Origin of the sequence: Aliterella atlantica CENA595 (genome assembly GCF_000952155.1) — a bacterium.
Lineage (GTDB): Bacteria > Cyanobacteriota > Cyanobacteriia > Cyanobacteriales > Chroococcidiopsidaceae > Aliterella > Aliterella atlantica.
In genome coordinates this window covers 1-26305 of record NZ_JYON01000027.1, presented here as the reverse complement: position 1 = coordinate 26305, position 26305 = coordinate 1, and the positions used below count along the sequence as shown (strand labels likewise).

At 42.7% G+C, this 26305-nt stretch carries 28 protein-coding genes and 3 pseudogenes; 13 read left to right on the top strand and 18 right to left on the bottom strand.

From position 1 onward, the window contains the following. Nucleotides 1-60: 60 nt before the first annotated feature. Nucleotides 61-285 carry an indolepyruvate ferredoxin oxidoreductase subunit alpha gene (locus UH38_RS19890; RefSeq protein WP_045056440.1) on the bottom strand — a complete coding sequence of 75 codons (225 nt, stop codon included), beginning with the start codon at nt 283-285 and terminating at the stop codon, nt 61-63. A 182-nt stretch (nt 286-467) separates the two neighbouring features. After that, nucleotides 468-674 carry a 4Fe-4S dicluster domain-containing protein gene (locus tag UH38_RS19885; protein WP_045056439.1) on the bottom strand — a complete coding sequence of 69 codons (207 nt, stop codon included), beginning with the start codon at nt 672-674 and terminating at the stop codon, nt 468-470. Nucleotides 675-1035: 361 nt separating this feature from the next. Here UH38_RS19885 and UH38_RS19880 point away from each other — a divergent pair, with 361 nt between their 5' ends. Further along, nucleotides 1036-1467: a nucleoside deaminase gene (locus UH38_RS19880; protein ID WP_045056438.1), complete on the top strand. Its 432-nt coding sequence runs from the start codon at nt 1036-1038 to the stop codon at nt 1465-1467. Here the strand turns inward: UH38_RS19880 and UH38_RS19875 are convergent. Continuing rightward, nucleotides 1464-2105, bottom strand: a complete 642-nt coding sequence (locus UH38_RS19875; protein WP_045056437.1) for a response regulator — start codon at nt 2103-2105, stop codon at nt 1464-1466. The genes UH38_RS19880 and UH38_RS19875 overlap by 4 nt on opposite strands. Next, nucleotides 2102-3304: a sensor histidine kinase gene (locus tag UH38_RS19870; protein WP_045056436.1), complete on the bottom strand. Its 1203-nt coding sequence runs from the start codon at nt 3302-3304 to the stop codon at nt 2102-2104. The genes UH38_RS19875 and UH38_RS19870 overlap by 4 nt, the downstream gene beginning before the upstream one ends. A 172-nt stretch (nt 3305-3476) precedes the next feature. On the opposite strand from UH38_RS19870, the gene UH38_RS19865 reads away from it, so the two are divergent. After that, nucleotides 3477-3908, top strand: a complete 432-nt coding sequence (locus tag UH38_RS19865; RefSeq protein ID WP_045056435.1) for a hypothetical protein — start codon at nt 3477-3479, stop codon at nt 3906-3908. 144 nt (nt 3909-4052) lie between these two features. Here UH38_RS19865 and UH38_RS24985 read toward each other — a convergent pair whose 3' ends face one another. Beyond that, nucleotides 4053-5006, bottom strand: coding sequence for a WGxxGxxG-CTERM domain-containing protein (locus tag UH38_RS24985; RefSeq protein ID WP_052672475.1), 954 nt, complete (start codon nt 5004-5006; stop codon nt 4053-4055). Between the two features lie 571 nt (nt 5007-5577). Between UH38_RS24985 and UH38_RS19855 the strand changes: the two genes are divergently transcribed. Next, nucleotides 5578-6567 (top strand): sirohydrochlorin chelatase, encoded by a 990-nt coding sequence (locus UH38_RS19855; protein WP_045056433.1) that lies wholly within the window; start codon nt 5578-5580, stop codon nt 6565-6567. Between the two features lie 58 nt (nt 6568-6625). Here UH38_RS19855 and UH38_RS19850 read toward each other — a convergent pair whose 3' ends face one another. Next, nucleotides 6626-7516 carry a hypothetical protein gene (locus UH38_RS19850; RefSeq protein ID WP_045056432.1) on the bottom strand — a complete coding sequence of 297 codons (891 nt, stop codon included), beginning with the start codon at nt 7514-7516 and terminating at the stop codon, nt 6626-6628. Nucleotides 7517-7645: 129 nt separating this feature from the next. Beyond that, nucleotides 7646-8110, bottom strand: a complete 465-nt coding sequence (locus UH38_RS19845; RefSeq protein ID WP_045056431.1) for a nucleoside 2-deoxyribosyltransferase — start codon at nt 8108-8110, stop codon at nt 7646-7648. Nucleotides 8111-8171: 61 nt separating this feature from the next. On the opposite strand from UH38_RS19845, the pseudogene msrB reads away from it, so the two are divergent. Further along, nucleotides 8172-8585, top strand: a pseudogene (msrB, locus tag UH38_RS19840) (peptide-methionine (R)-S-oxide reductase MsrB); the annotation flags it as partial. Nucleotides 8586-8596: 11 nt separating this feature from the next. Here msrB and selD read toward each other — a convergent pair. From selD to UH38_RS19825, 3 genes are all read right to left on the bottom strand, one after another. Continuing rightward, nucleotides 8597-10834: a selenide, water dikinase SelD gene (gene selD / locus UH38_RS19835; RefSeq protein ID WP_045056429.1), complete on the bottom strand. Its 2238-nt coding sequence runs from the start codon at nt 10832-10834 to the stop codon at nt 8597-8599. A 64-nt stretch (nt 10835-10898) separates the two neighbouring features. Further along, on the bottom strand, nt 10899-11489 hold the full coding sequence (locus UH38_RS19830) for a transglutaminase-like domain-containing protein (protein ID WP_045056428.1): 591 nt from the start codon (nt 11487-11489) through the stop codon (nt 10899-10901). 10 nt (nt 11490-11499) lie between these two features. Then, nucleotides 11500-11766 carry a hypothetical protein gene (locus UH38_RS19825; protein WP_045056427.1) on the bottom strand — a complete coding sequence of 89 codons (267 nt, stop codon included), beginning with the start codon at nt 11764-11766 and terminating at the stop codon, nt 11500-11502. Nucleotides 11767-11936: 170 nt separating this feature from the next. Here UH38_RS19825 and UH38_RS19820 point away from each other — a divergent pair, with 170 nt between their 5' ends. Next, complete coding sequence (locus UH38_RS19820) at nt 11937-12839, top strand: LysR family transcriptional regulator (protein ID WP_045056466.1); 903 nt, start codon at nt 11937-11939, stop codon at nt 12837-12839. Between the two features lie 16 nt (nt 12840-12855). Here the strand turns inward: UH38_RS19820 and UH38_RS19815 are convergent, their stop codons facing one another. Both UH38_RS19815 and UH38_RS19810 read right to left on the bottom strand, forming a co-directional pair. Beyond that, nucleotides 12856-13551 (bottom strand): potassium channel family protein, encoded by a 696-nt coding sequence (locus UH38_RS19815; protein ID WP_045056426.1) that lies wholly within the window; start codon nt 13549-13551, stop codon nt 12856-12858. Between the two features lie 74 nt (nt 13552-13625). After that, nucleotides 13626-14960, bottom strand: a complete 1335-nt coding sequence (locus UH38_RS19810; RefSeq protein ID WP_045056425.1) for a TrkH family potassium uptake protein — start codon at nt 14958-14960, stop codon at nt 13626-13628. A 135-nt stretch (nt 14961-15095) separates the two neighbouring features. Here UH38_RS19810 and UH38_RS19805 point away from each other — a divergent pair, with 135 nt between their 5' ends. Further along, the gene (locus UH38_RS19805; protein WP_045056424.1) at nt 15096-15938 is read left to right on the top strand and encodes a methyltransferase domain-containing protein; all 843 of its coding nucleotides are present in this window, start codon (nt 15096-15098) and stop codon (nt 15936-15938) included. 13 nt (nt 15939-15951) lie between these two features. After that, on the top strand, nt 15952-16893 hold the full coding sequence (locus UH38_RS19800) for a homogentisate phytyltransferase (protein ID WP_045056465.1): 942 nt from the start codon (nt 15952-15954) through the stop codon (nt 16891-16893). Between the two features lie 15 nt (nt 16894-16908). Here UH38_RS19800 and UH38_RS19795 read toward each other — a convergent pair whose 3' ends face one another. After that, nucleotides 16909-17700, bottom strand: coding sequence for an HIRAN domain-containing protein (locus tag UH38_RS19795; RefSeq protein WP_045056423.1), 792 nt, complete (start codon nt 17698-17700; stop codon nt 16909-16911). 82 nt (nt 17701-17782) lie between these two features. On the opposite strand from UH38_RS19795, the gene UH38_RS19790 reads away from it, so the two are divergent. The 4 genes from UH38_RS19790 (at nt 17783) to UH38_RS19775 (ending at nt 21138) form a co-directional block, all read left to right on the top strand. Next, entirely contained in the window at nt 17783-18250 is a 468-nt protein-coding gene (locus UH38_RS19790; RefSeq protein WP_045056422.1) for a tetratricopeptide repeat protein, read from the top strand. Between the two features lie 2 nt (nt 18251-18252). Next, complete coding sequence (cobA, locus tag UH38_RS19785) at nt 18253-19743, top strand: uroporphyrinogen-III C-methyltransferase (protein WP_045056421.1); 1491 nt, start codon at nt 18253-18255, stop codon at nt 19741-19743. Next, nucleotides 19733-20341, top strand: coding sequence for a dephospho-CoA kinase (gene coaE / locus UH38_RS19780; RefSeq protein ID WP_045056420.1), 609 nt, complete (start codon nt 19733-19735; stop codon nt 20339-20341). Before cobA ends, coaE begins: the two co-directional genes overlap by 11 nt. A 131-nt stretch (nt 20342-20472) precedes the next feature. Further along, complete coding sequence (locus UH38_RS19775; RefSeq protein WP_045056419.1) at nt 20473-21138, top strand: glutathione S-transferase family protein; 666 nt, start codon at nt 20473-20475, stop codon at nt 21136-21138. On the opposite strand, the gene UH38_RS19770 is transcribed toward UH38_RS19775, so the two are convergent. Next, entirely contained in the window at nt 21135-21689 is a 555-nt protein-coding gene (locus UH38_RS19770) for a TetR/AcrR family transcriptional regulator (protein WP_045056418.1), read from the bottom strand. The two genes, UH38_RS19775 and UH38_RS19770, sit on opposite strands and share 4 nt — an antisense overlap. 127 nt (nt 21690-21816) lie before the next feature. Here UH38_RS19770 and UH38_RS19765 point away from each other — a divergent pair, with 127 nt between their 5' ends. Continuing rightward, the gene (locus tag UH38_RS19765; RefSeq protein ID WP_045056417.1) at nt 21817-22413 is read left to right on the top strand and encodes a pyridoxamine 5'-phosphate oxidase family protein; all 597 of its coding nucleotides are present in this window, start codon (nt 21817-21819) and stop codon (nt 22411-22413) included. An 11-nt stretch (nt 22414-22424) separates the two neighbouring features. Further along, nucleotides 22425-22874 carry a nuclear transport factor 2 family protein gene (locus UH38_RS19760; RefSeq protein ID WP_045056416.1) on the top strand — a complete coding sequence of 150 codons (450 nt, stop codon included), beginning with the start codon at nt 22425-22427 and terminating at the stop codon, nt 22872-22874. A gap of 5 nt (nt 22875-22879) precedes the next feature. On the opposite strand, the gene UH38_RS19755 is transcribed toward UH38_RS19760, so the two are convergent. The 4 genes and pseudogenes from UH38_RS19755 to UH38_RS25980 form a co-directional block, all read right to left on the bottom strand. After that, nucleotides 22880-24229, bottom strand: coding sequence for a dihydrolipoyl dehydrogenase family protein (locus tag UH38_RS19755; RefSeq protein ID WP_045056415.1), 1350 nt, complete (start codon nt 24227-24229; stop codon nt 22880-22882). A 117-nt stretch (nt 24230-24346) separates the two neighbouring features. Next, nucleotides 24347-24616, bottom strand: a pseudogene (locus UH38_RS19750) (aldo/keto reductase); the annotation flags it as partial. Nucleotides 24617-25025: 409 nt separating this feature from the next. Then, nucleotides 25026-25601: a leucyl/phenylalanyl-tRNA--protein transferase gene (aat, locus tag UH38_RS19745; RefSeq protein WP_045056413.1), complete on the bottom strand. Its 576-nt coding sequence runs from the start codon at nt 25599-25601 to the stop codon at nt 25026-25028. Between the two features lie 543 nt (nt 25602-26144). Further along, a pseudogene (locus tag UH38_RS25980) lies at nt 26145-26305 on the bottom strand (photosystem II D2 protein (photosystem q(a) protein)); the annotation flags it as partial.

Here is a 26305-nt window from a genome sequence, read left to right as displayed (position 1 = left end):
GGCGATGGAAAACTGTATGTTGCTCTAATTTTCGATCGCGATCGACGATTAATCAAGTTGCTACGGAGTTTGCTGCAAATCTGGTCGTTCTTCGGGGACAATTGCTCCCTCTATCGGACATACTTGGATGCAAATACCACAGTCTATACACGTAGAATAATCGATCCAGAACCAAGTTGTCCCTTTGACGTTTTTCCCTGGTCCTTCATGAATGCAAGCTACTGGACAGGCATCTACGCAATCAGAATAACCTTCGCAAATGTTAGTAACAATTGTATGTGGCATAATGGTTCCCTTGTTAATTTTGCAACGCCAATATTAAGGTTTTACCTAAATTTTGACAGCAATAAATTCCCTTGTTTATCTCTCTACAGAATATTTTATCACGCTAGTAAAAATAAGAGGTTGACCGCTTACAGCTTATTGAGAATTATTTTAGTCAGTATAATTATACCGCATCTATACTACTATTTTTCTTCGGCTACAATTGCGCCTACAACAGGACAAATTTTTAAGCAAATACCACAATCTATACAATCAATAGAGTCGATCCAATATTGATTTTTACCATTTATATTTACTTCTGTATCTATCTTGATGCAAGCAACTGGGCAAATGTCCACGCAACCATTGCAAAGCGATAGACAGTTGTCAGTTACGATCTTGTACGCCACTTTTTTCTTCTCCTCAAACTTTTACATTATACTTATTTCTACTATTAATAGTATTAACCTAGTCAGCTAATGTTGCTATTTACACAACCTTTTTTCTTTATTAATTTACTTCTTTTGACTGCACCTAAGTAAAGCAATAAACATATTAACTTTATGTGTGTTAATGCATACTAAATACTGAGAGAAATCTGGGAAAATATTTCTATAAAATAATAAATACTATACTTCAGGTATAAAAAAATATCTGACGTTTAAAGTATTATCGGCTGTCAAGCGACTTGTTTGAGCCAATAACAAGACTTGAAAGCAAGTTAAACTAAAAAATATATTAATCGATCTTTGTATAAATAGCAACCTAGTAATGAACCACGAATACTTTATGGATGTGGCGTTGGCAGAAGCGAAAAAAGGAGATGCTCCTTATGGGGCAGTAATTGTTAAAAATAGTCAAATATTAGCAAAAGGTTGCAATACTGTAAAACGAGATTGCGATCCTTCTGCCCATGCGGAGATGAACGTAATTCGGAAGATGACAAATGAAATTAAATCGCCTTCTTTAGAGGGTTATACCTTGTATGCAACGGCGGAACCTTGCCCAATGTGCGCCACAGCTTGTATCTGGGCGGGAATAGACGAAATTATTATTGGTGCTTCAATTCAAGATTTAATCGATTGCAATCAAGCGCAAATTAACTTAGCTTGCGAGGAAATAATTGCCAAAGGGACTAAAGATATTAAGGTAACAAAGGGAGTATTGCGCCAAGAATCTTTAGCACTGTTTGCCCGATCTTAGGAGTCGTGAGACAAAAAAGAATTAGCCAAAATTGCGGCTTGAGTGCGATCGCGCAAATTCAACTGCTGTAAGATATTGGTAACATGATTTTTGACTGTACCCTCAGAAATGTATAAAGTCTGAGCAATTTCGCGGTTGCTGTCACCTTTAGCAATTAAGCGTAAAACTTCTTGTTCTCGCGGTGTCAACTCATCCCACGATGGCGGCGGTGGCGTTGGCGTAGTATTCGTAGCAGCAAGAATCTTATCTACTAAACCAGGTCCTAATTGAGTGTAACCTTTAGCAATAGCTCTAATCGCCGCAGCTAACTCATCTGAAGGCGTATCTTTGAGCAAATAACCCATTGCGCCATATTTTAAGGCAGCAGCTACGTACTCGTCATCGTTAAAAGTTGTCAGCACTAAAATTTTAGTTCTAGCAAAACGAGCATTAATTGCTTGCGTTGCAGCTACTCCATCCATAATTGGCATCCGAATATCCATCAAAACTACATCCGGTTGCAAAGTATCTACTAACTCAATTGCCGTTTGTCCATTGTCAGCTTCTCCGACTATTTGCAAATCTGGTTCTAATTCCAGCAAAACTTTCAAGCCTTGGCGGATAATACTTTGATCGTCTACCAACAACACGCGAATCATAGATGTAATATTGGTAAGGGAATTTTTACAGTAACTAGGCAACCAGATTGAGGGTAGCTATCAATATTAAATGTACCTCCTAGGGCTGTAGTGCGATCGCGCATACTATGCAAGCCAAAACCTGTAGTATTTTGGTTCAAGTTAAAGCCTCTACCATTATCTTGAATAGCTAAATATAGCTCATTTGTCTTTGCTGTTAATTCGATTTTTACTTCTGTAGCAGATCCATACTTAGAAACATTTGTCAATGACTCTTGTAAAATGCGGTAAACAGCGGTATTGATTTCATTGGGAAGAGGGCGGGATAAATTAATCGTGCAGATGGGTAAGACACCAGTAGCGCCTTGAAACTGGGTAGTCAAAGTAGCGATCGCATCTGGCAAAGATTGACCGAGCAGCGCATCAGAACGCATAGTAGATACAGATTGACGCACTTCGCGCAAAGCTTGAGAGGCAAGTTGCTTGGCTTGGATAATAAAAGATTGTGCCAAGTCTTGCTGAGATTGCCCTAGCTTGAGGGCTGTTTCTAGTTGTAAATTGAGGGCAGTTAAAGAATGTCCCAAAGAGTCATGAATTTCGCGGGCGATGCGGTTGCGTTCTTGAAGAGTGGCTTGATCTTCAATGCGTAAGGCATATTGGCGCAGTTGGAGCAAAGCTACATCGCGTTGTTCTCTACTTTGGCGTTCGGCGATCGCTGCATTCATTAATAGCAGCACAAATACCAAGCTTAAACCAAATAATAATCCATAGCCTACTAAAACAAACCGCAAACGTTCGGCAATGGCTGGAGAAGCGCTAAAGCGATTAAATCGTAAAATCAGCGACAGGAGAAATAAGCCAAAACAGAGAGTTGTAACGACTAAACGTCCAGGAAATTTAAACAGCAAGCAACTACGAATCACTAAAATCAGGTAGAGAAAGGGAAAAATCCTCATTGTCCTACTTCTAGCAAGCGCTGTGAGGAAAATGAGAAAAAATTGGAGCGCGATGTAGAGAACTTTGTATTTTTGGTTGCCAACGGGCAATTTTAAGCCCATAACCCCGAAAGCAGTAATACTAAAGATTGTTAGGAGAGGGAAACTGGGTACGCGCTGATAAGGGGCTGGTAAAGCTTCAGCGATCGCTGCTAGAAATAGAATGATCCATTCTAGATACAGTAGAAATCGAAATGGATGGCTGGAAAATTGAATGGAACTCACGCAAGTTATTTTAGCTATTTGCCATTTACTTCAAAGATATAGGCGATCGCACTGCCAGAACTGGTAATTTTGCGATCGTGACGAAAGTAACAAGCAATTTAGTGACTTTTTGCTCATGTAAAACAAATAGCAAGTTTTTAGGATAGATATAACCTACACAATCTATGAAAAAATGCAACTCAAACTAATCCCTTTATTAGCAGGCGCAATAGCTCTTAGCGCGGCTACTAGCTTACCCCTAACAGCACAAATCCAACCTAGCCAGCAGCAGCTAGCACCAGTTAGAGACTCTAAATATAAGGGAATTCAATTAACTGAGCAACAAAAAGCTCAAATGCAATCAATTCGCGAACAGACTGGCTCGCAAATTCAAGCTATTTTGACTCCTGAACAACGCCAACAGTTTCAAGCGGCTATGGGTAGTGGTCAAAAACGCCGTTCCGCTTTTGCAGACATGAATTTATCCGAACAGCAGAAAACGCAAATTCGGGAAATTATGCAATCGGCTAAGACGCAAGCTGAAGCCGTCTTAACTCCCGCACAAAGACAGCAATTGCAAACTATTAGAGAACAGAAACGGCAGCAACGCCAAAATAGATCGTAGTTTTCTTGCTTTAGTTCATCATCTGAGTAGACAAGGGAGACAAGGGAGACAAGGGAGAAAGATAACCTATCGTTGCGCTAAGTTAGTTTAACTCGAATATTTAGCCGGAGGCGATCGCCTCCGGCTTGTTTGCTTCAGGGGGTTTTAGTTTCTAGAACTGGTTGTCTGATAGGGGTCGCGGTAGACTTTGGTAGTGTCGTGTTTAGCAAGCCTTCCTGCAAGACCGAGAAGACCTAATAAACCAATCCATCCCCAGTCAAAAGTGCGTTCTGTGGCAGCAGGGCTAACTTGTTGATAAGTAGTAGTAGGAGCAGTAGTTGTAGCTGGGCTGGGAGATGTAATAGTTGTCTCAGTAGTTGTAGTCGTTTCCGAAGTAGTACCTGTAGTTGTACTAGGCGTTGTGCCTGTAGTGCCTGTAGTACCCGTACCTGTTGTGCCTGTAGTACCTGTGCCTGTCGTAGTGCTAGGCGTTGTGCCTGTAGTGCCTGTAGTACCTGTGCCTGTCGTAGTGCTAGGCGTTGTGCCTGTAGTGCCTGTAGTATCCGTACCTGTGCCTGTTGTAGTGCTAGGCGTTGTGCCTGTCGTTCCTGTAGTATCCGTACCTGTGCCTGTTGTAGTGCTAGGCGTTGTGCCTGTAGTGCCTGTAGTGCCTGTAGTACCTGTGCCTGTTGTAGTGCTAGGCGTTGTGCCTGTAGTGCCTGTAGTGCCTGTAGTACCTGTGCCTGTTGTAGTGCTAGGCGTTGTGCCTGTCGTTCCTGTAGTACCTGTGCCTGTTGTAGTGCTAGGCGTTGTGCCTGTCGCTCCTGTAGTGCCTGTAGTACCTGTGCCTGTTGTAGTGCTAGGCGTTGTGCCTGTCGTTCCTGTAGTACCCGTACCTGTGCCTGTTGTAGTGCTAGGCGTTGTGCCTGTCGTTCCTGTAGTACCCGTACCTGTCGTGCCTGAAGTCCCTGCACCTGAACTTGTACCACTTGTACCCGAACTTGTGCCACTTGTGCCTGTACCAGTTTGAGCAACAGCAGATAAACCTAACGTAAAGCTAGCAAAACAGAGCGCCACAGCAGCAGTCCAAACGGTTCTAGATAGATTAGAGGGCTTCATAAGTTAATTTTCCGTTTATGTTTAACACTCAAAAAAGATATTTTCAAGCTTGTAACTAAATAGGAATAAGGAGGATAAGCGCCTTTATTTAGTTATGGAGTTTACTATATTCCCCAACCTTTAACCTGCCCGAAGGGCTATAAGCTAGTTACACTAAGTAAATTTAAATGACATTGACAAAAGAGTTATCAGTCTTACGTCAGATATCAGAGATATAGTTTGATAATGATATAAAGATGATTAAGCGATCGCCTGATAATCATCAGCCAACAACTAAGCTCCCTTACCCCAAGCTGTACGGGCGCGATGCATTGCGCCTCTACTCAAAACTACTGATTTATCTCCCCCTCCCCCGTATTCTTAGATGAGAGTAAATCAGCTAAGATAACTAGGCACAAAGCAAACAAGGTAAATTAGGGAAACTCCGGTGCAAATCCGAGGCTGTGCCGCAACTGTAAACGAGACTGTGGGAGTAATCATACTCTATATACAGCGATCGCTAGCCAGAATGCCTAAATTGCCAGTAGCTTACCTATTTCCTGCGTCGCACAGGAAAGGAACTTAATTTTAAATGACTGCTATAAATACAACTCATCCAAACAAAGTAGAATTACGCGAGGAATTATTGCAATTGCCGCCATTACCGCTACGCCGTCCGCTGTTAACAATCGGTCATGGCACTAGAGATGAAGCCGGACGACAGGGCTTTTTAGATTTTACCGCTGCTTATCAAGCTTTAGATACATCAAGACCTGTACTGCCTTGTTTTTTGGAACTGACAGAACCAACTATTCAACAAGGAGTAGACCGCTGTGTAGATGAAGGCTACACTGAACTTTCGGTATTGCCAATTTTGTTATTTGCGGCTCGACATAATAAATTTGATGTCACCAACGAGTTAGATAAAGCTAGAGCTAGACATCCGCAAGTAAAGTTTCACTATGGGCGGCATTTTGGGATTACTTCAGGCATTGTAGACTTATGGCGATCGCGTTTAGCTGCATTAGATGCAGGGCAAAGTTGTGTCTCTGATACTGTTTTATTATTTGTCGGTCGAGGTTCTAGCGACCCTGATGCTAATGGCGATCTTTACAAATTGGCGCGGATTTTGTGGGAGGGTAGCGGTTACTCTACAGTAGAAATTTGCTTTATCGGCATTACGCATCCTCGTTTGGAAGAAGGTTTCCGCCGCGCTAGATTATATCAGCCCAAAAGAATTATTGTTTTACCCTACTTTTTATTTACTGGGGTATTAGTCAAAAAGATTTTTGACATCACAGCCGCACAACAACAGCAGTATCCAGAGATTGAAATGACCTGTTTGCCAGAAATGGGTATGCATTCTCAGTTATTTTCTGTCTTAAGAGAACGGGAACTTGAAACCCAACTCGGTCAAGTACAGATGAATTGCGAGATGTGCAAATTCCGTCTAGCTGCTGTAGGAGATGTCAGCCACACACACCATCACGACCATCACCACCATCACCATCACTCGCATCCAGCAGTAGATCCTTACGCAGATATCGACCAGTATCACCAAAAAATCTGGCAAGCCCCATAAAAAGCAGAAGATAAGGGGGACTACAGGGGGATCAAATCTCCCTTATCTTCCCAGCGCTTTAGCGTCGTCTGCGGCTGCTACCAAAACCGCTAGAACGGCGAGAACCGGATGAACGTCCGCTACCAAAACTACTCGATGACGGTTGTCTTACTCGGCTAGAATTTCTACCAGAGGAGCGCAAATTGCTAGAACCGTAACCAGAACCAGTAGACCGACTACCTGTATTTAGTCGCGGTGAAGTGCGTACTGTGGAAGATGATGGCGTTCTGATGCGTCCTGTAGCGCGGAAATTGGTTCTATTTCTTACTGCCAAAGGTGGCGCATTGTAACGGCTGCGATAACTACTTACAGCGCGATCGTAGGTATTACCATAACCGCCGTAACCTCTTAATACGCCGATTCCAGGTTGATAAACTGGCGGTACGTAATATTGGGGTCTAAATAATAAGCTACCGATCGCTTGCCCTGCTAAAGCTCCTGCAAAGGGCGACCAGAAGCCAGTTTCGCGGCGGACTACAACCGTTTCTTGTTGCCCAGTTTGTGGGTTGACTTGATTTTCAGTTACAGCGTGGTTGTATTCAATCTTGAAGTCTTCAGTTAAATACAGTGAAGGCTGTCCGTTTTCTACCTTAAGATAGCTTTTTTGACCGTTTTTGATTTCTTCATCAGTCAGCCTTGCCATCTGCAAGTTAGTAGTGCGGAAGGTGGGAGGTTGACCTGCTGGAGTGTTGAGTAAAAATAGCTCGTACTCCCCATCAACATCGTTGTAAGTAACTTGCTGTACGGGATATTGCCCGTCGCTGATGCGAGTAGGAGCCGCCGATTGTGGTTGATTGGAGGTATTGCTCACTTGGCGGGTAGCTTCGTTTCCACCGCCACAACCAACAGTTGTCCATGCCAAAGTTAGGCAGAGAAACACAGTTGTAAATTTACGCCAAAAAACTGTCATGACTATTTCTATATTTACCTTCTACTATTGAGCGTAACAATATCTGGCTCTAATTGACCTATGTAGAAAGTTTGACACTCGTTGCTGCTATTTTCAAAGCACTGCTACTTTGGTTTGGCGATCGCTGTTTTAGCTACTTGTGAGCCAACTATATAAAGCTTTTTGCTGGGAACTAATTTCGGCTAGCGAGGTGTAATAGTATTTTTCCCACCCTATTGCTGGTAAACCAGCAAACAGCATTAAGTTGAGCGGATAGCTTTCGCTATCAGTACAACGCCGGAAATCGTCTCTAAATAAGAAAATTGCTTTATTGCAGGCGATCGCTATTCCCAATTCAACCATTACTCCCTCATCAGGTGGCGTGCCATTAACAATTGCAAATATGCCATCGCAATTTTTGACATCATTTACGTCTGCTTGAGCTACCAGGTAAGCCCAGCCAGCTTGAGAAATATCGATTTGATTGTTGCGTGCAAACGGCTCCCATACTTCTGCACCTAAACTTTCTAAAACCTCGATAATCGGCAATAATAAAGTCTTTTGCTGCTGCGAAAAACCATAGGGATTAGCTAAGTAAATTTTTTTGCGATTCACAGGCAAATAGAGCGATCGTTAACTTAGCTAGGATTGTATTGTTATCTAACCTCAATGTAAAACTATTATGACAGCCCCAAATAAGGAATTTGAAATTGTCAAAACTGACGCAGAATGGCACGAAGACTTGACCCCCGATCAATTTCGCGTACTCCGCCAGCATGGTACTGAACGCGCTCATACTAGCCCGTTAGATAAGCAATATACTGATGGCGAATATGTATGTGCTGGGTGTAACTCACCGCTATTTTCCTCGACAACTAAGTTTAACAGCGGTACGGGTTGGCCCAGCTTCTATGCCCCAATTGAAGGTAGTGTTGACACTACTGTAGATAATTCTCTGTTCATGAGCAGAACTGAAGTGCATTGCAGTCGGTGCGGCGGGCATTTAGGTCATGTATTTAATGATGGTCCTAAACCTACTGGCAAGCGCTACTGTATGAATGGTGTTGCGCTTAAATTTGTCGCCCAGTAGATGCAAAAAAGCTAATTTAGGGTCACTGGCTGCTGATTAGTTAATTGTGCTGTAACGCGACCAATAATTCTTGCCTGGGGATAACCCAAAGCTTGAAGTTCGCTAATGCAAGCTGTAGCTTGGGTACTAGGAATCGCTGCTAGCAAGCCTCCAGCAGTCTGCGGATCGAAAAGGATCGGATAGCTTGCTTGATTGCTTGCTGGCTCTAAATTAGCAATATAACGAGAAAATTTGCTATTCTCTGGCTGTAAGGAACTATATATTCCTTGTTGCATTGTTTCTATAGCTCCTGCTAATACAGGTATAGCTTCAATAAATAACTCGACATTAACATCTGAAGCTTTGACCATTTCTATTAAATGTCCCAATAGTCCAAATCCAGTTATATCTGTGCAAGCTGTAGCTCCATATTGCATCAAACAACTAGCCGCAGCTTGATTGGAAAGCAGCATCGACTCAATAGCACTGTCAATCCAACAATTTTTAGCCAAAAAACGCATATCGGCAGCAAATAGCGTTCCCGTACCTAGTGGTTTGGTTAATATTAATAATTGCTCTGGTTGCATACCTGCTTTCTTGAGCAGTTGGTTGGGATTTGCTAATCCATTGCAAGATAAGCCAAAACCTAATTCTGAGCCTTCAGTTGTGTGTCCGCCGATTAGGGATATTTGCGCCTGATTTAGTACCTTAAGAGCGCCGGATAGTAGTTGATATAGGGTTTCCTCAGCTTTTGATTCTACTGCATAGGGGATAGATGCGATCGCAAGTACGCTGTGCGGAGTTGCTCCCATTGCAAAAATATCGCTCAAGCAATGATTGGCGCTAATTTGTCCAAAAGTAAATGGATCGTTGACTAACGCGCGAAAATAATCAATTGTCTGTACCATCAGTTTACCTGACGGTATTTGCACTACTGCGGCATCATCTGGTGCATCTAAGCCGATGACAATATCTGAGTTATTTTCAATTTTTTCTAAGCGTTGCAATACGCGCTCTAATACTGTACTGCCTACTTTAGAACCGCAGCCAGCGCAGCGCATTAGGGAATCAGTGACCAGTGACCAGTGACCAGTGACCAGATGAGGAGATGGGGATGTAGGCGATTGTTGCATTTGCGGGAGTTGGCTGAAGCGCTGCATGAATTGACGGTCGATTTTGTCTTTCCAGTACCAAAGTAAGGCGGATGCGCCTAAGCCTAGATTTCCCCAGGCAGCGATCGCTTTTCGATCTCCCGTACCAATTAAACTTAAGTATTGTTTTTGCGGTTTATATGGCTGCAATTTTTGCTCTAATAATGTCCGCCGCAAGTTGTTAAATAATGGTTTTCCTTGTCTGACGGCAAATACTCCAGCTTTTGGACGTGGATGGTTAACCATTGTGGCTATATCGCCAGCCGCAAAAATATCGGGATGCGAAATAGATTGTAAGTTGTCGTTTACTTGAATAAAGCCTTGGGAATCTGTAGTTATTCCGCTAGTTTGAATCCAACTTGGCGCTGAAGCTTGAGTTACCCAAAAAATGCGATCGCATTCTACTTTAAGTCCAGATGTGCAACTAATTTTGTTTGCTTGCACTTCGCTAACTGTTTCTTGTAGATGTAGTTTAATTCCTCGCTGTGTCAATATTTCTTGAAAGCGGCGGCGCACCCATTTGCCATAATGCGGCATTATTTCCGCTTCGCGGTGAAATAAATGTATTTCTAGATTGTTTACTTGCTTTTGCTGCAAATTACTCTGCATTGCTAGCGCTAACTCCACGCCGCCAGCACCGCCGCCGACAATTCCCAAACTAATAGATTTTTGGGGATTTTCGACTATTTGCTGCCACTGAGTTAGTAACTTTGCTACTGGTTTGGCTGCGATCGCATATTCTGCTGCACCTGGTACGCTAACACTAGCTGGAGTGCTGCCAATATCTATAGATAATAGGTCAAATGCTACAGGCGGACGATTGGCGCACAATACTTTTTTGTTGACCAAATCTAACCCAATAACAGAATCTACACACAATTGCGCTTGAGCAAATTGGGCAAGACTACGCAGATTTATATGGCATTCTTGGTGAGTATATAATCCAGCTATATGACCAGGCAACATCCCCGAATAAGGCGTATCTGAAGCCTCTGTAATCAGCGTTAGGCGGACTCCAGCTAGGGGCTGCATACCCCACATTCTTAGCACAATGGCATGGCTGTGACCGCCACCAATTAGCACTAAATCTTTGATAATTGGTTCGCTTGCTTGCTGCATGGAAGTTAGAAAGGTGATTTTAGGCTGCCTTCTCTAACTCTATCTTGCCGCTTAGTTGGGTGGCTTAAGAAATTGATGTTGGTAAGTGTTTCCACATCTGTCTGCGACTTGTAAATTTGGTTAGCACCTCAACAACTTCAGGCACAGGATTTGACCAAATCTCGTTATACACAAATTCGCCCAGCGCAGGATTAGGAGGAAAGGCAAGGCGTTCTGTTTGTAAATCGAACTGTGCATCGATTTCTCCTGTATTACCGCGCGGATCTACCCGTATCCACCGCTTGAGACTTAAAAGGTAGATACCATTTAACCCATGTAGAATCTTGCTGTCATCAGAAACACATACTTGGTAACAAAAGCCCGCAGGAATACCAACAGCACGTAGCATTGCTGCTAATAAATGACTTTTGGCAAAGCAGATTCCCGTTCCTACTTCTAGCACTTCACTAGCCGAACAGGTAACTGCATCTGCATCAATGTCTTTGGAGTGAGGAATATTATCTCTTACCCATTCAAATAGATATTGGGCTTTTGTTATATCATCTTGCAGATTTGCAGTCAATTCCTTGGCTTTATTTGCGACTATTGAGGTATTCCAGTCGATAATTGGAGTAACTGCAAGGTAATCATCGAGATTGTTAGAGATAGGTTTCATGTTTTCTACTTCAATAGCGACGCTCGAGCCAAATGCGTATTTGTTCTTCTGAAACTCGCTCAATCGCTTGTTTAATAACTGGATCGTAAGCACTCCACCAGATTTTGCCCTGACGATCGCATATATGCCAAACTCGTAGTTGAGATGATGCGGTAAGATGCTGGCGTAAAAAATTCCCAAATCTTTTTAACTGCGATCGCCAATTTAGGTTCCAGGAGCGATTTTTAGTTATTAGTTCTAGGCGCTGGTATTCCCGCCAATCTATTTCAGGTTTCATGTTCAATAGGAAGATGCGATCGCATTCCATAGCTTGCAATTGACTAAAATCACTTTATTTCCTCCATGTAGGAAGTAACAAACTACAGATTTAATCTCTTCCATCAGTCAATTTGATAGATGAAAACTTCTCATTTTGGCGACAATACAGGCAATGTTTGTGTAAATGCCATGAATTTCGACCGCCACAGCCAGTTAAAGCTATCTCAGTTGCAAGTATTGATTGCTGTTGCCGATTGGGGTAGTTTTAGCGAAGCAGCTTTGCAACTGCGAATGTCGCAGTCAGCCGTCAGTTATGCAATCGCTACTTTAGAGGAAGATTTAGGAGTGCTACTACTATCTAGAGGACGTTATGGCGCTCATTTGACTCCTGTAGGCGAACAAATTGTCGATCGCGCCCGCCAGATTGGGTACTTATTAGCTGATATTGCCAAACAAGCAAATTTGGCAAAAGGCTTGCATGGCGGGCAAGTGCGTATATCTGCCTTTCGTAGCGCGGCAACTCATATTTTACCAGGGGCGATCGCTCAATTTTGCTACCGTTACCCAGAAGTTGCTGTGAGTATTGCTGAATATGACGATCGCCTAGATGTAGAAAATGACTTACGTAAAGGACGCGCCGATCTGGGAATCACTTATTTGCCTACTAGCAATGAGTTTGAAACTGGGGATCTAATGCGAGATGAGTTTATCATCTTGTTTCCGCCTAGTTTTGCATCTACCAGTACCAAAATCAGTTGGCAAGATTTAACTGCCTATCCGTTAATTATGGCTCCTGATGGCGATGGCTGCGATGCTATGGTTTACGCTCATTGCTTGAAGCATGGAATCAATCTACAAGCAACTTATCACGTCCGCTCAGATGCCACAATCGTTAATATGGTTGCCCAAGGGATAGGCGCAGCTATTAGCCCGCGATTAGCCGCTGAACCCATACCTGTCGGGGTACAGGTTTTTAGCTTGCCAGTTCCCTTATTTAGAACTATTAGTACAGCGGTGATAAAAGATGCACTTCTAACTCCCGCTGTTTTTGTTTTGTTGGATTTGCTCAATAATAGTGTAACTGTAGAGTAATTTCTACCAGAAAATACTATATTGGCAAGCGATTGATATCTTTGTTGCAGCCAATAACTACCATTGCTGTACCTCTTTCTAGATATTTCCTGGGATCGGGGTTAATTTCAAACTTGCCATCGCGACTTACAGCTAATAAGTTTAATCCGTATTGGTTGCGAAGTTGCAGATCGGCGATTGTTTTGCCATGAAATTGATCGGGAACAATTAGTTCGACGATACTGTGGTCGGGATCTAGGTCGAATCGATCTAAAATATTTGGTTTAGTGAGCGATCGCGCTAAAGAACATCCTGCTTCGTATTCGGGAAATACTACATGATCTGCTCCTACTTTTTTGAGCAATTTGCCATGAATTTCTGATGAGGCTTTGGCGACTACGTGCGGTACGCCTGCTTCTTTGACGTTTAGGGTTGTAATGATACTTTCTTGAATGTAGTTACCAATAGCAATAATTACTGTGTCAAACTCAAAAATGCCTGCTTCTTTTAAGGCTGCGGGTTGAGTAGAGTCTATTTGCACTGCATGAGCTACGATTTGATCTGTTAATACCTGGGAAACAGCTTTTTCACTAACATCTGTGCCTAACACTTCATAGCCTAGATTATGCAATGTCGAGCAGACAGACCTACCAAAACGTCCTAACCCAATGACAGCAAACTGATGATTGTCTTTGCGTAGACTGCGTAAAAAACCTAAAGACGATAAATTCACGCTGTTTTTAACCTTTGTTTGATTAACTATTAACTATACTACGATTGCATTTACCCAATCTACTAGAGTATTTTTTATCCTACAATCATGTTTTCTTCAGGATAGCGAATTGCACTTGGCTTTGGATCTCCGAGTAAAGCTCCCATCAGTAGTAAAATCCCTACCCTACCTATATACATGGTTATAATTAAAATTACTTTTGCTGTTGCTGATACGGTAGCTGTAATTCCTGTAGATAGACCAACTGTGGCAAATGCTGAAACAACCTCAAATAAAATTTGAATAAAGTTTACTTCTGAGTCTGTTATAGAAATTAAAATTGTCGATAAAAGCACTGTAGCAATAGAACCTACTAATACCCCAACTGCTTTTAATATCAGTGATATAGGTACTGTTCTTTCATAAAGTAATACTTCTTCTTTTCCTTGTAAAATTGCTTTGGTACAACTGGTTAACACTCTAAATGTAGTTGTTTTTAGTCCGCCTCCCGTACCACCTGGACTTGCTCCAATAAACATCAAAGCGATTGTCAAAAACAATCCAGCCGTAGTCATTTTCCCAATATCAATAGTATTAAATCCAGCAGTTCTAGGAGTTACAGATTGAAACCAAGCTGACATTATTTTATTCCCTAAACTTAATGTTCCAAAAGTTTCTGGATTTTTCACTTCTATAAAAAAGAAGGCAACAGTGCCAAAAATTAATAATACCAAAGTAGTAGTAGTAGCAACCTTAAAATTAAGAGAAAATACCATCTTTTCTGGTTTTTTCTGCAAGCGATCGCGCAACCACACGTACATTTCTAAAATCACTCCATAGCCGATACCTCCAAATATAATCAACCCAGTGACCGATAGATTTAATAAAACCGATGTTTGATAGCCAATAAAGTTGTCTCTAAACAAGCTAAACCCAGCATTGTTCCAAGAATTAATACTGTGAAAAATTGCTAACCATAATGCTTTGTCTAAATTATAATCGCTAGTAAATACAGGTAAAAGCAAGAAAACACCGCTAATTTCAAAAATCAAAGTAACAGCAATAATTGAACGAATTAATTGAGCGCTATCGTGCATTCCTGTTCGGTCTAAAGCTTGTTGAATTGCAACTTTATCGCGCAAGCCAAATCTAGCACCCAAAAGTAGTAAAAGAAACGTAGTTGCTGTCATATATCCTAGTCCGCCAATTTGCACTAGAGTAGCGACAAAAAACTGTCCCCAAAAAGAGAAATAAGTACCAGGATCGACAACTGACAAACCAGTAACGCAAACGGCGGAAGTTGAAGTAAATAGCGCCACAATTAGATTACTCCAAGTTCCCTCAGCGGAGGAAAAAGGCATCATTAATAAAATGGTTCCGACGGCGATTACCGCCAAAAATCCGAGGCAAATTGTCCGAGGAACAGTCATAAAAAGTCAAAAGTTAAGAAAATTTTGGTAGATTTAGGGGTTATGTCATTGTTGGGCGATCGCGTTAAGTAATCGCTCTCGTCAAGTAATAGCATCTTCTGATACGCTAAATTCGTCTGCATCAATGCTTTATCCATGACTTCGACACTGCAAGAGCAAATCAAACAATTCTACGATGCTTCCTCTAGTTTGTGGGAACAAATTTGGGGCGAACATATGCATCACGGTTATTACGGCGTAGATGGGAAGGAAAAAAAAGAGCGCAGACAGGCGCAAATCGACTTGATTGAGGAGTTGCTTAAATGGTCGAACGTGCAGCAAGCTAAAAATATTTTAGATGTCGGCTGTGGGATTGGTGGTAGTTCTTTGTATTTGGCGCAAAAGTTTAATGCTAGGGTGACAGGTATTACTCTTAGCCCCGTACAAGCGTCTAGAGCAACCGCTAGGGCAGCGGAAGCTAATTTGAGTGCAAAAGCTAATTTTCAGGTCGCTGATGCCCAAAATATGCCCTTTGCTGATGATTCTTTTGACTTGGTGTGGTCGCTCGAAAGTGGCGAACATATGCCTGATAAAACTAAGTTTATGCAAGAGTGCTATCGGGTGCTAAAGCCTGGTGGTACTTTAATTATGGTTACTTGGTGTCATCGCCCTACTGATAATCAGCCTTTGACGGCGGCGGAAAGGAAGCATTTAGAGGATATTTATCGGGTTTATTGTTTGCCTTATGTAATTTCTTTACCTGAGTATGTGGCGATCGCGCACAGCTTATCATTGAAAAATATTCGTAGTGCTGATTGGTCTTGTGCTGTTGCGCCTTTTTGGAATGTGGTAATTGATTCAGCGTTTAATTGGGATGCTATTTTGGGTTTAATTCGTTCTGGTTGGGGAACGATTCAAGCGGCGCTGTCTTTGGGTTTGATGCGTCGCGGTTATGAGTCTGGGTTAATTCGTTTTGGGTTGTTGTGTGGAAGTAAATAAGGAAACAAACCGCCTGCGCGATAGTGCAAGACAGCCTTTAGACGCAGAGGGCGACAAGCAAGAGGTACGAGGTAGTTGGCTTTATGCTTTCTGGAAGTTTTCTCGCCCTCATACGATTATTGGTACGAGTTTGAGTGTTTTGGGGATTTTTGCGATCGCTTTGTCTCAAAATGAAGTTTCTATTGGTGGTGGGTTATTAGCTGCTTTGGGAGCTTGGTTTGCTTGTATTTGTGGCAATGTCTATATTGTGGGCTTGAATCAGTTGGAGGATGTGGCTATTGATGAAATTAACAAGCCTCATTTGCCTTTAGCTAGTGGGGAGTTTTCTGTTGCTACTGGTAGGCTGATTGTAGCGGTTACGGGTGTATTAGCGCTGGTGTCGGCTGGACTGCAATCGCCTTATTTATTGGCGATGGTGGCTATTAGTCTAGCTATTGGTACGGCTTATTCTTTGCCGCCTATACGGTTGAAGAGGTTTCCTTTTTGGGCGGCTTTGTGTATTTTTACTGTGCGCGGAGCGGTTGTCAATTTAGGGCTATTTGCACATTTTAGCGGTGGTTTAAATATTCCGGCTGCTGTGTGGGCTTTGACTGCGTTTATTATTGTGTTTACGATCGCGATCGCTATTTTTAAGGATATTCCCGATTTGGAGGGCGATCGTCAATTCCAAATTACTACTTTTACAATTGCTTTAGGTCAAGAGCGGGTTTTTAATCTGGCTCGTTGGATATTAACTATATGCTATTTGGGTATGGCTATTAGTATTGTTTGGCTACCTGCTGTTAATCCAATATTTTTAGTTAGCACTCATTTGGGATTGCTGGCTCTAATGTGGTGGCGCAGTTTTGGGGTAGATTTGCAGGATAAAAGTGCGATCGCATCTTTCTACCAATTTATCTGGAAGCTATTTTTCCTAGAATATCTACTTTTTCCTGCTGCTTGTCTTTTGGGTTGATACAAGTAAAACATTTTAGGAACCAATACTAGCTGTCACATCTACAAGCGGCTGGTATTCTGGTTTAGAGAAGGGGCGCAGTTCGTCGCTCCATTGGGCTGTTATATTGCATAGTAGGCGAAATTGTAGCGGTGCTGGCGAATGATTAACTTTCTCTACACGCACGTCTACAGCATCGGAGTTTACAGATATAAGTTCAAGAACTTCGTTATTCAAATAGCGCGGACAGTATCCTACTATATGATGGTCATTTGTATTAAGAGTTAAGGCTTGAAAGTCATATAGATTTTGAAATTCATGAGCTAGCCATAACTTATCTTCTGGCTTTAAGCTATTAATTTTCTCAATAGAACATTTTGGTAGGTATCGCAAGCCGTGAGAGAAAAAGTGAATATAATATCTTCCCTCTTCATCTGGTTCTGGTAAAGGAAAAACAGTAAATGTATCTGTCACGCGCTGTCCGCCACTACGAGCTAAAATGGCAAGTGGATCGTCTTGGTGCTGAGGAATATTTAGCCATTGCAAGAAATCTGGGTAATCAGGGCGAGAACGAGGCATTAACCTGTTAGCAAATATTGGAAATAAATGGGTTGATGTATATACTCGATCTAAGTAGGGAAAAGATAATAAAGGCTGAAAGCTATTTTTCGCTCCCGCTTGCAACATTCCTTGCGTATAGACGAATTTATACATTTCTCCATCAAAATTTAAACGCCCAATCGGATACCAGTAGCGACTTTTGCCATCTTGCCAAGCTAAGAATAGTGTCTTCAAGATAGTTTTTTCCTCAACTTGAGTAGCCGACATTAGGAAGGAGTGCGGTGCAAAAACTGGTTCATGCCCTGACAAATCATATCAAGTTAAATGAATTCTTTCTGGGGAACGATAAATGTTAGAAACGTCTGGGCAAACTTCTTTGATTGCGGCGGCTGTAGTTTTAGTCGGGTTGATAACGCTGGGCTTTTTTGTGCGCGAAGGGATAGTTACATCTTCTCTATACAACCAAGCTGTAAAGCTTTATCAGGAGAAAGACTATCAAAGCGCTGAAGCAACTTTGCAAAATGTGCTTTCTCGGCATCCTAGTAATGATATCGCTCGTTTGCTGTTGGGTGAATCGTTGATGCAGCTTGGTAAACTAGATGATGCGACTTCTCAATTCAATCACCTTATTAGTCGTTCCCCTAAAAATGCTGATGCTCATCTGCGTTTGGGTACGGCTTTGATGAAACAAGAAAAGTTAGAAGGTGCGATCGCAGCTTTTACCACAGCTAAAGACTTATTCTTAAAGCAGAAGAACCCGCAAAAAGCCGAGCAAATTGAGCAACTACTACAGCAATTAAACAACAATCGAGTTTAGCTATGGGTAAAGTCTACCTCGTAGGTGCAGGACCGGGATATGTTAATTATCTAACTGTTAAGGCGCATCAGTTGCTAAATCAAGCTGAAGTCTTGATTTACGATGCTTTGGTAGATTCTAGTTTGTTGCAATTAGTCAAGTCGGAATGTCTCAAACTCGATGTTGGTAAACGCGGTGGTAAAGTTAGCACGCCTCAAACAGAAATTAATCGCTTATTAGTAGAACATTGTCAGCAAGATAAGCTAGTAGTTAGGCTAAAAAGTGGCGATCCGTTTATTTTTGGTCGTTGTACGGCGGAAATAGAGGCATTACGCTCGGCTGGTTGTGCCTTTGAAGTCGTACCAGGAATTTCATCTGCTTTGGCTGCTCCTCTACTCGCAGGTATTCCACTAACAGATCCAGTTTTAAGTCGCTGTTTTGCCGTCTTTACAGCACACGAACCAGATGAATTAGATTGGGAAGCTTTAGCGCAAATTGAGACGCTGGTAGTCTTGATGGGAGGGCAACATTTAGCGGAAATTGTGCATCAATTGGCAAGACACGGAAAGTCGCTACATACGCCTATTGCGATTATCCGCTGGGCAAGTTCTCCACAGCAACAAGTATGGGTAGCAGATTTAGAAAATATTGTTGCCAAAACAAGGGAAATTTCCTTGTCTCCTGTAGTAATTGTTGTTGGCGAAGTAGTAAGGTTACGTAACTATTTACAACCTCCCTCTATGCCACTTACAGGTAAAACTATTTTAGTCACGCGATCGCTTGGACAATCTAGCCAATTTAGCAATTTATTACAGCAACAGGGCGCAACTGTGATTGAAATGCCAGCTTTAGAAATTGTCCCTCCTTCTAGCTGGGATGAGTTAGATCGGGCGATCGCTCATCTATTAGAATTTGATTGGCTCATTCTCACTTCTACTAATGGTGTAGACTACTTTTTTGAGCGCTTGGCAGCCCAAAATAGAGATGCTCGTGCTTTAGCTGGAGTCAAAATTGCTGTAGTCGGCGAAAAAACTGCTCAATGTCTAAATAAATACGGTTTGCAGCCAGACTTTATTCCCCCAGATTTTGTTGCTGATGCCTTAGTAGAACACTTGCAAGCACAGCTAAAAGGTAAAAAAGTTTTGTTTCCAAGAGTTGAAAGTGGCGGCAGAGAAGTTTTAGTCAAAGAATTAACTGCTATTGGTGCAGAAGTAGTAGAAGTAGCAGCATATCAATCTCAATGTCCTAGTGCGATCGCCCCAGCCGCTTTAGAGGCGCTCCAAAGCGGCATTATAGACATTATTACCTTTGCTAGCTCAAAAACTGTCAAATGCTTCTATCAACTGTTAAAAACGCATGGAGAAGCCGATTTAGCAAGAGTTTGTATTGCTTCTATTGGTCCGCAGACTTCAAAAACTTGCCTAGAACTGTTAGGACGAGTAGATGTAGAAGCAACAGAATATACGTTAGAAGGATTAACGCAAGCAATTGTGCAATGGGCAAATGACAACTAAGCGGCGCATCATTGGCTTAACTGGGGGTATTAGTACAGGCAAAACTACTGTAGCTAATTACCTAGCATCTGCTTACAAATTACCTATTTTGGATGCAGACATTTACGCTAGAGAAGCGGTTGCAGTCGGCACAAAAGCAATAAACGCGATCGCTAGTCGTTACGGCAAACAAATATTACTTGCAGATGGGAGCTTAAATCGCCAGCAGTTAGGAGCAATTGTATTTAATAATGACACCGAAAGACAGTGGTTAGAAGAGCAAATACATCCTCAAGTGCGCCATCGCTTCATCCAAGAAATGAAGCAGTTATCAACCAGTCCAATAGTATTAGTCATACCCTTGCTATTTGAAGCACAGATGACTGACTTAGTAACAGAAATTTGGGTAGTATATTGCTCAAAACAGCAGCAACTAGCAAGATTAATGGAACGCGACGGCTTAACTACGGAAGCAGCCGAAGCAAGAATTAATAGTCAAATGTCCATAGAGGAAAAATGCGATCGCTCAGACATAATTTTAGACAACTCTTCTACCTTAAAAGCCTTACTCCAACAAGTAGACGCAGCTATTAAAACTCAAAACTCTCAATTGTTTTAGAGTCTGTATCCAAAGAAGAGTAAAGAAATTCAAAATACAAAACTCATGCCTTCGGGTAGCGGCTAGCATTTGTCACGCTGCTATACACTCAAAACGGAGTTCACACAGGCAAGGAAGTACATTCTGGTTATATGCTTACTGTTCATCATCTCAAAGTCTCTCAATCCGAGCGGATAATTTGGTTGCTAGAAGAACTCGAATTGCCGTACGAACTGCGCGTGTATCAACGCGATCCAGTTACACAGTTCGCACCGATTGAATTACGCTCTATTCATCCTATCGGTAGTGCGCCAGTATTGGGCGATGGCAAAATCGTGCTAGCTGAGTCTGGGGCAATAGTTGAGTACATAATAGCTCGTTATGGAAACGGGCGGCTCGCTGCTTCCGTCACCTCATCGCAGTATCCCGACTATTTGTACTGGTTGCACTACGCCAATAGCAGTTTAATGATGCAGATCGGCGTTTACTGGATTGCCCAGATGGCTGTAGGAGCAGGTAATACACCACTACTTTCTAGCTTGCGCGAACGACTCGATCGCCACTTGCAGATGGTCGAAGATCGTTTATCACAAGTAAACTACTTCGCTGGCGGTGAGTTTACTGCTGCCGATATCATGATGCATTTTCCCTTCGGGACGATGAAGGCATTTTATAATGTCGGTCTTGACAACCGTCCAAATATCAGGGCGTGGCTGGCAAGAATTAGCGATCGCCCAGGCTATCAGCGGGCAATCAAGGCAGCAGGACACGATAGAGATCCAGCCCTAGACTGGGGTGTAACGCGCAGCGTATTTTAGCCTAGCAAACCCTGGCATAGTTGTTGTGGTAATTGTGCGAGCGTCCTTTGAAATGGTGCAAAATCGTTCAAGCCGTGAGATAGAATTAGGCTGCCTTGAATGGCGATAATTGCATCTTCTCCTCTTTGTTTTGCTAGTGTTTCATTTAATCCTGCGGCGATTAGCACCTCGGCGATCGCCTCAATCCACGAATGCAGTAGCGATCGCAGTGTCGGCTGAAAGACATCGCGTGTCGAACCCATTAATAAGATCGCCAATAAACAAGGTTGTTGCCCCCCTGCATACAGTTCGCTAATGCTATCACTCATGCTCTGAAACCTTGCTAATGCATCTCCTTGGTAGCGCAGAGGTTGGAGAATATGTTGCTCTAACCACTGTGCCAGGTAATCTAAAACTGTTGTTACCATCTCCTCTTTACCACCAGGAAAGTAATGGTAGAGGCTAGCTTTGCCTAGCCCTGTGGCTTGCGAAATTTTAGCTAAGGTTGCGCCATCGTAGCCGTACTGCCGAAACAGTTGCAGCAAGCAGGGGATATAAGTGTCTTTAGGCACAAATGGTAATTTTTAAATTGTTGATTGACATTGTACCGTTCGTTCGGTACAGTAACAAATATTGAGGAAACCTAATTTTAGCGACACGATGGGCTATTAGAGAAGCGATCGCGCTCTAGGAGGGCGTATGCCAAGCAGATTTGGAGAAATCGCCTTTACACCAGAAGTAAAAGCAGTCCAGGAAAAACGAGGATCGCGGCAGACTTACGAGCGCTATGTCAATAATAGTGCTGCCAACGATACCATCACGCCAAAAATAGCAGAATTTATAGCTCGCCTAGAAGGGTTTTATTTGGGAACAATTAGTTCCAATGGCTACCCGTATATTCAGTTTCGCGGCGGAGCGCCTGGTTTTCTAAAGATATTAGATGAAAAGACGCTTGGCTTTGCAGACTTTTCGGGGAATTTGCAATATATTACCGTTGGCAACCTGTCCGCTAACAACAAAGCATTTTTGTTTCTCATGGATTATCGTCATCGCCAACGTATCAAAATTTGGGGTAAAGCTGAATGTATTGAAGGGGATAGGGAATTAATCGCCCGACTCCAAGTTCCTGATTATCCTGCCCAAATTGAACGGGCAATTCTCTTCCATGTAGAAGCAACCAGCGAGAACTGTCCCCAACATATTCCCATTCGTTACTCGCAAAGGGAAGTTGAAGCAGCGATCGCTCCCCTCAAAGCTCGGATTGCAGAGTTGGAAAGCCAATTGAGCGATCGCTAACAACCTAATTAATGAATAGTAAACCTCCCTTACCTCCATTCACGCTAGAAACAGCTAAAGCAAAAGTTCAAGCTGCCGAAGATGCTTGGAACAGTCGCGAGCCAGAAAAAGTTGCTTTGGCATATACCGAAGATTCTCAGTGGCGCAATCGGGCTGAATTTATCAGCGGACGAGAACAGATTGTAGCTTTCTTGAAACGAAAGTGGGCAAAAGAACTCGACTACCGTTTGCGAAAAGAATTGTGGAGTTTTACCGAAAATCGAATTTCTGTGCGCTTCGAGTATGAATGGCACGATGATTCTGGCTACTGGTATCGTGCTTATGGCAACGAACAGTGGGAATTTGCAGAAAATGGGTTGATGCAAAGACGCGAAGCTAGCATCAACGATGTGCCAATTCAAGAGTCGGAAAGGAAGTTCCGTTGGCAGCGCCCAAGGGCAAACAATAGCTCGTTGGTTTGATAATTCTATTGCTGGTATAAACGTGCCAAACTTGGTAATGCTTCCCCGTAAGTCGGATGAATGTGAACAGACTGCTCTAATAACTGCCATGTTGCCTCGGCTGCAATTAAATCTAGAAAAACATGGACTATTTCGCCTGCTTCATAGCCGACTAAAGTTGCACCCAAGATTTTATTGGTATCGTTATCTATTACCATGCGATAAAAGCCTAAATCGTGTCCCCACTCGATCGCTCTGGCAATTTGCGACATTTGTAAAGTGACACTGCGGGCATTAATTCCTTTTTGCTGTGCTTGTTCTAGCGTCATACCTACTCGTCCGACTTGAGGCTCTGTGTAGACAGCGTAACCGAGGACGCGATCGCTGCGAGTTCTATTTTCCCCTGCCAAAATTGCTTTTAAGCGGCGGTAGTCTTCCCAAGAAACATGAGTAAAAGCAGGTTGCCTAGCTGCATCGCCAATTGCGTAGATACCATCGCCAGTAGTCGCAAAGCGATCGCTAATTTTGATATAACCGCGATCGTCTAGCTCAACTCCTGTCGCTGCGGCATTTAAAGCTTGAGTATTAGGCTTGCGTCCTGTAGCTACAAGCAAGGCTTCTGCTTGCAGTTCTTCTCCACTATTGAGCGTAGCTGTAAATATGCCATTTTGATAAGCAACTTGCTTTGCTTCTGCATGAAAATGCAGTTTGATGCCGTCTTGTTCTAAAGCTTGTGCTAAAGTGGCGCTAACTTCTGGTTCTTCAGCATCGAGCAGGCGATCGCCTCTAACAATTATCTGAGTTTGACTGCCCAAACGAGCAAGTCCCTGTCCTAACTCCAAGCTAATATAACCACCACCAATTACTACTAGACGCGGTGGTAATTCCTTGAGGTCGAAGAAATTGCGGTTGGTTAGATATGGAGTCCCCGCCAAACCAGGTATATCGGGAACTAAGGCAGATGTACCTGTATTGATAACGATTATTGGTGCTTGAACGACAAAATTCCCACCAGCTACAGTTTTTTCGCCAACAAAAGATGCCTCAGCAAATACTATTTTGACTCCAGCATCCTCTAAACGTTTGTGAATGCCTTGATTAAAGCTGCCTTTGATGCCGCGCACTCGTTGCATCACAGCCGGAAAATCGACGTTTACTTGGGCGTGGATACCTAGCTTATCTGCGTGTCTTGCCCTACCTGCGGCGTGAGCAGCCGCTAGGAAAGCCTTAGAAGGCGTACAGCCATAATTGATACAACTACCTCCCAAAACGTCGCGCTCAAAAATCACAGCACGGCGACCTTCCTGAGCAAAATCGCTTGCTAATGGAATACCACCCTGTCCGCTGCCAATGACAATCAAATCTGCGGTTTCCATAGCTTATACTCCTAAGCTTATTGAGCCAACTAGATTTAGGCATAGCAGAAGAAAGTTTGAGGAAAATTCTCATCCTCAAACTTTCCTTGATAAATAGTATAGGCACAGAATCAGTAAATCGGATGTGCGGACAATCCCGAATTTGGTAGCTAGAACTACTTGCTCTCGGCGGGTTCTTATTGCTCGTCCTACCAATTCCTCATTGGTGTGCGGTCCATACATATCAGCAGTATCGAGAAAATTTATGCCCAGATCGATTGCCTGATGAATAGTAGCGATCGCTTCATTTTCATCATTGCGAGTACCATAAAAATCTGACATTCCCATGCAGCCTAAGCCCATTGCAGAGACGATAAGCCCGCTTTTACCTAATTGCCGAGTCTTCATAATGAAACCTCAATTTGATAGTTTAGGGAGCCGATGATGCATTGGCAACTAAGTCTGTTGTCTGCTTTGGAGCAGTAGTAGTCATTAAAAAGTCTCCTTATCTATTTCAGGTTAAATACCGCCAAGGCTGGAACTCAACTATACGTATTTCACAAAAAATAAATCCCTAGTAGTCTTTCGTTGTAGCTACTTTTGCAGTTTGCTTTCATCTTCCCTATGGTTAATGTGGAAGTTCGACGCTGTGATTGAGAATACTTCGCTGTCTGTATAGCTTGTGTTACCAAAAGTCTATGAACAAAGAAAATCAGTTATACAGCTACTTAATAATTTTGGTTGTGACGCAAAAATCAGCGAATCTTAGCAAGATTTTGCGACCGCTATCTCAGGCAAAAAGCAAAACGCCGCTCGATTACTCAAAAGAGCATCGACGCTGCAAAGCTTGCTTGAGCAAGACTTGATACTCCTCATCTTCAATGCAATAAGCGCCAAATCTTTCCAAATGGGGGTTCATCATTTGGGCATCAAAAAAGATAAAAGAACGCGATCGCAATCTTTCTACTAACTTCACCATTGCTACTTTTGAGCCTTCAGGAATTCGGTAGAACATCGATTCGCCAATAAACATTCCCCCAATGGCAATTCCCAAAATTCCCCCAGCTAATTCGTCGCCCAACCATGTCTCAAAACTGTACGCCCAGCCCGCTTGGTATAGCGCTAGGTATATTTCTTGTAACTCCTCTGATAGCCAAGTTTTCTCGCGATTTGCACAGCCAGCAACCACAGCTTTAAAGTTGCGGTTGATAGCAACAGTAAAACGCCCAGCGTTGAGCGCTCGGCGCAATGACTTGGGGTAGCGAAAGCGATCGTCTAGAGGAATTAACGTGCGATCGCGGCTAGCATACCAACCCAATCCATTTACTTCATCAGCCATCAGAAAGTAACCCTGAGCATACCCCTGAATGATGGCAAAAACATCATATTCCATCAATTAGCTAGCGTTTATTTTCCGACTGATTTATAGACTACCGCAAAGTAACAATAATTACCGCAAACTCAATTGTTTCCTTACCAGACGGTTATGTATGAGGAGTTAACCGTAGCTACAGACTTTAAATCAAAACTACCAAACAAATCCCCTAAAAAAGCTATCCGCTCTTACAAAGGCTAGATAACCTAACGTAAGAGCGGTGTAGTGGGTCTTCAGATTGAAACCAGACTGCCGGAAGGAACTCCAAGCAAGCCTAAGCTTTTTAGAGAACAGCCCCGGCGCACAGCCGGCTCATTCCAACCTGATGACCCATGCATTTACTACTTTCTATCATGGGCATCACCTCCTTGTTGCCTAGACGGTCTTATTCTCAAGAGGACAGAGTGTTTAGCTCTGGGTGTTTTTCACCTTCATTTAAGATAACACAGGATTTTGGAATTTTGGGTGCAAATAGAAAAACCTCTACCAAAGAGGTAGAGGAAATTTTTTAAACTCGGTTGAGCAAAACTTAGTTGTTATTCGCCTGCTAAGAAGATCGGATTACAAAGCGTTACCGCGAGGTAATACTTCTTCAGGGAATTTAAATTGTTCGTGAGGCTGGTCTTGAGGAGCCATCCAAGCGCGGATCCCCTCATTGAGCAACACGTTTTTGGTGTAGAAAGTTTCAAACTCTGGGTCTTCAGCCGCTCTTAACTCTTGGC